This window comes from Pseudanabaena biceps PCC 7429 (assembly GCF_000332215.1).
GTDB classification, from domain to species: Bacteria; Cyanobacteriota; Cyanobacteriia; order Pseudanabaenales; family Pseudanabaenaceae; genus Pseudanabaena; species Pseudanabaena biceps.
In genome coordinates, this window is the sequence record NZ_ALWB01000289.1 from 1 (window position 1) to 6124 (window position 6124).

At 43.1% G+C, this 6124-nt stretch carries 7 protein-coding genes and 2 pseudogenes; 3 read left to right on the top strand and 6 right to left on the bottom strand.

Features of this window, described 5'->3' with window-relative positions; genetic code table 11:
- Positions 1-74 precede the first annotated feature (74 nt).
- The 5 genes and pseudogenes from PSE7429_RS20920 to PSE7429_RS28070 form a co-directional block, all read right to left on the bottom strand.
- Complete coding sequence (locus tag PSE7429_RS20920) at positions 75-782, bottom strand: hypothetical protein (protein WP_009629358.1); 708 nt, start codon at positions 780-782, stop codon at positions 75-77.
- Positions 783-880: 98 nt separating this feature from the next.
- The gene (locus PSE7429_RS20925) at positions 881-1792 is read right to left on the bottom strand and encodes a M15 family metallopeptidase (protein WP_009629359.1); all 912 of its coding nucleotides are present in this window, start codon (positions 1790-1792) and stop codon (positions 881-883) included.
- A gap of 461 nt (positions 1793-2253) precedes the next feature.
- Positions 2254-2658, bottom strand: coding sequence for a VOC family protein (locus PSE7429_RS20930; RefSeq protein ID WP_009629360.1), 405 nt, complete (start codon positions 2656-2658; stop codon positions 2254-2256).
- Positions 2659-2759: 101 nt separating this feature from the next.
- The gene (locus tag PSE7429_RS20935) at positions 2760-4286 is read right to left on the bottom strand and encodes a folate/biopterin family MFS transporter (protein WP_009629361.1); all 1527 of its coding nucleotides are present in this window, start codon (positions 4284-4286) and stop codon (positions 2760-2762) included.
- A 142-nt stretch (positions 4287-4428) separates the two neighbouring features.
- Positions 4429-4578: pseudogene (locus PSE7429_RS28070) on the bottom strand (transposase); the annotation flags it as partial.
- A gap of 85 nt (positions 4579-4663) precedes the next feature.
- Here PSE7429_RS28070 and PSE7429_RS20940 point away from each other — a divergent pair.
- The 3 genes from PSE7429_RS20940 to tumE are packed head-to-tail and all read left to right on the top strand — an operon-like array spanning position 4664 to position 5571.
- Positions 4664-4912: a type II toxin-antitoxin system ParD family antitoxin gene (locus PSE7429_RS20940; protein WP_009629362.1), complete on the top strand. Its 249-nt coding sequence runs from the start codon at positions 4664-4666 to the stop codon at positions 4910-4912.
- A 40-nt stretch (positions 4913-4952) separates the two neighbouring features.
- On the top strand, positions 4953-5183 hold the full coding sequence (tumA, locus tag PSE7429_RS20945; RefSeq protein ID WP_009629363.1) for an antitoxin TumA: 231 nt from the start codon (positions 4953-4955) through the stop codon (positions 5181-5183).
- Positions 5173-5571 carry a toxin TumE gene (gene tumE, locus PSE7429_RS20950; RefSeq protein ID WP_009629364.1) on the top strand — a complete coding sequence of 133 codons (399 nt, stop codon included), beginning with the start codon at positions 5173-5175 and terminating at the stop codon, positions 5569-5571. The genes tumA and tumE overlap by 11 nt, the downstream gene beginning before the upstream one ends.
- Here the strand turns inward: tumE and PSE7429_RS20955 are convergent.
- Positions 5546-6124, bottom strand: a pseudogene (locus tag PSE7429_RS20955) (hypothetical protein); the annotation flags it as partial. The gene tumE and the pseudogene PSE7429_RS20955 overlap by 26 nt on opposite strands.

Genomic DNA, 6124 nt, shown 5'->3' on the forward strand with positions numbered 1-6124 from the left:
AGAGTTGCGGCGCTTTGCGCCGCAACTCTCTATTGCGTTTGATTAGAGAAGCACCGCATTGCGGTGCTTCTCTTTTATGGCGTTGGCGAGATACTGTAATCATCTGTTTTAAGCGCTTGCTCGATCGTCTGGGAGCAATCTGCAATGCTTGCTCCATTTAACATCTTGGCAGCAAGTGCAACTAAAACGGAGCGATGCTCGCTTAATAAATTCTTGGCATTGAGCAAAGCCCAACGCTCCTGAATCATGGGATTGGGTAAATGGGCAATGGATTGACGCAAGCGTTGCATATCATCCATGCCCCCTTCCGTAGCCCCTTCACACATCAGTTGCTCGGCGGCAATACCTGCCATATAGACTGTGCTGTAGCGATCTAGAAGATTGCTAGAATTGCTGACCGTTTCACCAAGAGCGATTTCTACACCACCTTCCAGCCCTGTAAAATTTTTGCTCGCTAACACTTCCCCTAGCGATTGACCAACAATCCCAGCGATCGCATAATTTACTACTTTAAATCCCAATAGTTGAGCTGCGAGGAAATGTCCCGCCTCGTGGTACGAAATGCGTTCGCGATATTTAGGCGATCGGGCTCTCAACCATACCTGAGCGTAGGCTCCAAATTTACCCTGCCAAAACCCAATATCAATGCCCCACAATCCGAGTAAGGTCATAGTGATCGCCGCAGGGACAACTGGCGATAGCCCCACCATTGTGCCCACTAGCGACATCATTGTAATTGTAAATATAGCGATCGCTAGTAAATCCGTGGCAGTAACATTCATGGCAAAATTCAGAGATAGAGCAAATATTCTCGCAAAGCGAAAATAAAGCGGTTATGGCAATGCGGAAAAGTGGCAAATGACACCCTTCCACACTTTAATTATGGCTTTTTAATAAACGAAGTATTACGGTTTGCTTGTTTATAGAAGGTTGCGAGACTATCATCATCACCGACAAACCGCCAGTGCCAAGGTTCGTACATCACACCTTGAGGATTATTGGGAGGGAAGGACATTTCAAAGCCATACTTCGCCGCATTGTTTTGGAGCCACTGGTAAGCGGCAGTTTTCTCGAAACTGGTCGAGAGGTTGGCACTGGGGACTGCGCCATCACCAATATCCATGGCATAGCCCGTATGATGCTCACTATGCCCAGGAGGGGCGCTGACCTTAGCGCGTTGAGCAGGGGTTTGGTTTCGTTGTTTGCTAATCTCGAAAAATAGTTGTTGTTGTTCGGCGATCGTCCGAAATCCTGAAATCACCACAAAATCTACCCCGTCAGCCTTGGCATCAGCTTCCATCTTCAAATAGCTTTTTGCGGCCGCCTCTCTGAGACGAATTTCGTAGCCATCACTTGCCCTACCAATTGTGCGCAATTGATTGAGAGGTGCTTCACTATAGGCATGATGACCAAAGAGGTCTGGAGGGCTATCGGTTTCCTTGGCAATGACCTCTTGGCTGTTATTTACTGAAGCATTATTTACTGAAGCAGTTGGTGAAGGAGTTTTGCTAATGAATGGTGCTGGAGTGATGGCTGTGGGATTGTCAGGGAGGGGTGTTTTTTCTGGCGGAGTGGGCATTTGAGCAGAATTTGTGGCACTGGCATTTAGAGCAAACCAAATGCGTGTGCTAACAATGGGCGATAAAAAGGCTAATACCGCTAAACCATATGCCCACCAAGGTACTGACTGGAGCGATCGCACGATCGGATTAACAGTTCTAGTCTGCGTTTGAGGCGATCGGGTTGGATCGCTAACCCTTTGAGCAACTGGAATATCGTTTTGAGTAGGCATAGGTATGTAAACGTTTGAAGTTTTAACCAAGGTTAAATATATAGTGTCTGTCTCGAAATGCCAAAAATATATCGCCCTTCAGTAGTAATTGGCGATCGAGCTAATACCAAGTTACAGCGCTTTTTGCTCAAACCCAAACCAAGGAAATTCTTGAAAGCGTTGCTTCGCAACGCTTTCAAGAATTTCCTTGTGGTTCGTTTGATCGATAATTGCTGTAAGAAATGGCTATGCCATTTCTTAACTTGAAAACCCTTACTAGGTTTAGTTTTTAATTCGCAAAAATGTTGTCACAATTTCGTGAATTGGTATAACTCGATCTAATAAGTAGCTGGGCATAAGTGGCTGGGCATAAGTAGCTCGGCATAATTAAAACCCAGAATCAAAAGCTGTAGCGCACGCTGCGCGTGCGCTACAGCTTTTGGGGTTTTATATTTAATTGCGCCTAGCTATTTACAGATTGGCTAGAGGGTATTGGACTGGACGATTTCGATAATGTTGCTATCGGGATCGTTGAGAAACAGGATTTTTTGCCCCCAAGGCATGATGGAGGGTGGAGAAATGATGGTTACTAAGGGATGTGCTTGCATTTTAACTTGCCGATCGCATATTTCCTGATAAATCTGATCGAGATCTTCTACAGTCATCGATAGTAAAAAAGGATTGCCGCTAATTGGTTGATTGCCCCGATCGCCAAATAATTGGGGTAACCATTGGCGATCATAGATCCCGATTTTGAGTTTGCCACTGTAACCTTCTACGCCATCGGGCTTGGCGGGTTTGTCAAATCTAAACCCTAAAATATCCCGATAAAACATTAGCGATCGCCTTACATCGGTAACAAATAGGGCAATGTAATCTATTTCCATAATCTATAAGTAGCTAGGACAAATCAAAACCCCAAAGATGAGTGGCGGCACTTTGTGCCGCCACTCATCTTTGGGGTTTTATATCCTAACGTTGCTAACACCTAGATGTTCTCCTGCAACATCGCCTCAGGGCGATCGCTTTCGCCGCTCTCTAAGGGTTCTATCTCAACAGTTTCAATAGCTTCAATAGCTTCAATAGCTAAAGATGCGATCGTTGATTCTGGCAAAACCGATGGTTTGGAGATTTCTTCGGTGTTGGTACTTTTTTCGTCAGGCAACCATTTTAAGAAGGGCAATGGCAAGAGACTGCTGATATTCGCGATTAAAATTAATATCCAAAGATTATCAAAATTAGATTCAGTCACGCCCAGCAGATGGGTTAAACCTGCACCTAATTGGAATGAACATAGTGCGGAAATATTCAGCACTGACATCAACAGAGCAAATAATGTTGCTTCGATGCCTTCGGGACAAAGCCTTGCTGCCAAAACAAGAACTGGCATAAAGGCGATTCGACCTGCAATAGTCAAAATCAAGTTATCCCCAAGGCTAAACCAGCGATCATCGATACCCAGCGATCGGTTGACATGGGTCACTAGCAATAGGCTAGTCAGTCCCAAAGCGGTGGAAATAATCGTCGTCCAAAAGAAAATTTTGCGGGTGGGAACTCCTTTAAAAAATCTTTGAAATAGCCACACCCCCAATAAGCCCGCCCAGCTTGCAAAAAATTTAATCGTACCAAGAAATTCTGGATTGAACTTCAGCTCATTGGTCGTGAAATAGAAAAAGGCTGTATCAGCGCTAGGCGTGGCTTGCCACACAAACAAAAAAGCGGCAGGCATCCAAATCGCTTTGTTGGTAAAGGCTTGCTTTAATTGGATAAAGTTGAATTTCAGGGACATCCATGCTTGGGAATTTCTCGATGAATTCGGGGTGGATGGTTTGGGCTGATCTCCAGAATGATCGGCACTATTGGTAACTGAGGGGTCTGGGGCAGTAATAAATATGGCTGACATCGGATAATCGGCGATCGCGAAGGCAGAAATTCCGACCAGTAGCGGTAAAATTGCCGTAATCTCAAATACAAACTTTGCACCGAAATGCTCCAGCAAATAGCCGCTCAGGTAAGCAGACATGATTGCCCCGACCGAAGAGGCTATCCAGCTAAAGGACTGTAAGGAGCCTGCATCGCCTTCTGGTTCTAATCTGGCACGTTGGACAATTAGGGCATCGGTAATCGCATCAGAAAAGGCAAGGGATAGCGAACCTATGGCAATCATAGCGATCGCCCAAAAGGGAGTGGTGACCCATATTGACATACTTGCCCAAGCAAATACGCCTAAAAAGCTGGACAGCAGTAAGTAAGGACGACGACGATAGCCAAATACGGGAAATCCGTCAGAAATTAAGCCATATAGGGGTTTTACCGTCCAAGGTAGCATCGTAATGCCCACCATTGAGGCGACTTCGGCAGGGCTTAGCCCTAAGTCATCTTTGAGGAAAAAACTGACGGCAAGCTGTGAGATTGCCATCGCGCCTTGCACGAAATAAATTATTGCGATCGCCCCCAACTCTAGGTCAAACGAGCGTCCCCGTAAGTTCTTGAGCCAGTCTGTTTGGATTAGCACGATACAATTGCCCAAATATTAAGAAACTTTAATCTGTGTATATTTTAGTCTCTATCTATAAAATTGCATCTATCAAATGAATGCAATTAAATGCAATTAAAGGAAACAATCTTGACATCCACCCCGCACTGAAGTGACGGGGATTCCTAACGGACAAATCTTCGACTGCAATCACTTGGTTTTCACGAACCAGCCGAGTTGTCAACTTGTGAAGAAAATCATTACGAGCATCGCTAATCTCTGCATGAACTTTAGCGACCTTCAATCTAGCTTTGTGGCGATTATTAGATCCTTATATTCAGGCGATCGTTTAAATACATCTGCTTTTAATACTTTTGCTATAATTACTGATAATTATATGACTTAGGATGCAAATCATGAGTATTGCCTTAAAAATTGAACAAGAGCAGTTTATTCAAAAAAAGCTGAAAAGTGGTAAGTATAACTCTGCTGATGAGGTAATTTTTGAGGCGTTTCGGTTGCTTGAGGAAAGAGATCGGCATTACGAACAATGGCTGCAAGATACTCGCCAAAAGGTGGCTGATGGTCTAGCTCAACTAGATCGGGGTGAAGGGCTGGATGGTGAAAGTGTGATGGCAAGGTTGAAGGAACGAGTTCGTATGTAGAAGATTCTCAAACACGTAAAGAATAAATTCGGGTATTATCATGCGTAGACAGATTACTGAATATACATCGCCTCTGGATGCTTTAGTCGCTTTAACTAAGCAACTATACAGTTATGAGATTAAATATCAAACTGATTCAGCAGACTTTTTTGTGCAGTATCAACAAGGCAAGACGGATGATGATGAAGATAAGTTTGATTGGGCGAGTAATTATCGTCATTATCTAGCTTTACGCCAAGAATTAGAGAGTAAGCTAAGAAATGTCGCGTAATAGTTTTAGGGATTATTTTGATCAAATAGATCAACTTTTGGAAGCTTATCCTGATGTCTATGTAGAGAATTACAATGCGACAATTCTATCTAGTGAGCGAGCCAATCTCAAACTTCGATTGCGTTTTTATTTCCAATATTTACTTTCTATCAGTGAGGCTTTGGTTGTTGTAGATGATCAAATTACGGCGATTGATTATCGCTATCATTTTCAAGATGGACAGAATAATCTAGTTTTTCGTTATGACAATACGCCCCATTTCCCTAATCTGTCGAGTTTCCCTCACCACAAGCATTTGGTAGATAGAGTAATTGCTTGTGGTCAGCCGAATATTGCAATGGTTATTCAAGATGCGATCGCTTTTATTGGAAGTAATGATATAAATTAGCGATCGCCATATCAGACGATTGTTTAACGACATCTGCTTTTAAAGCTTTATGTCCCGAAGCTTGAGCTTTTTCGACTACTTCATATTCATACTTTGAGCGCAAGTCGGGTGAAGCCATTAATTTAAGTTGATCGCGTAGGGAGTCAAAATGAGATTTTGGTTTTAACTCCTCATAGATTTTTTGTTCGGGAACTTCAAAATTGCTAAGTGCAGAAGTCATTTCTTGAGGAACTGGGCTTAGCTCAGAGCTTTCTAATAACTTTAAGTCAGAAGCGGGTAAAGATTGAATCCATTCTGATTGTTCTTGCCAAGATGATAGAACTGCTAGATCTTGGGTGCAAATACGGCTGATTTCTGGATATAGTAGGTCTAGTTCTGATTGGGACTGTACGGCATTACTAACATCAACAATATCTTTCCGAATGGTAACTTGCAGACTTTTTAATTCCTGAATGGGCGTTGCACAAATGAGAGATGAATGAGTAAATAAAAGATAACGAGTTTTAGCAATGAAAAACAATGAAATGTCCAAAGTGTGGTTCAACACATATTC

What these genes read in the sequence shown, in the direction of transcription:
- PSE7429_RS20930 (WP_009629360.1), bottom strand. Translation starts at nt 2,658, where the DNA reads ATGGAAATAGATTACATTGCCCTATTTGTTACCGATGTAAGGCGATCG.
- PSE7429_RS20940 (WP_009629362.1), top strand. Translation starts at nt 4,664, where the DNA reads ATGAGTATTGCCTTAAAAATTGAACAAGAGCAGTTTATTCAAAAAAAG.
- PSE7429_RS20920 (WP_009629358.1), bottom strand. Translation starts at nt 782, where the DNA reads ATGAATGTTACTGCCACGGATTTACTAGCGATCGCTATATTTACAATT.
- tumA (WP_009629363.1), top strand. Translation starts at nt 4,953, where the DNA reads ATGCGTAGACAGATTACTGAATATACATCGCCTCTGGATGCTTTAGTC.
- tumE (WP_009629364.1), top strand. Translation starts at nt 5,173, where the DNA reads ATGTCGCGTAATAGTTTTAGGGATTATTTTGATCAAATAGATCAACTT.
- PSE7429_RS20925 (WP_009629359.1), bottom strand. Translation starts at nt 1,792, where the DNA reads ATGCCTACTCAAAACGATATTCCAGTTGCTCAAAGGGTTAGCGATCCA.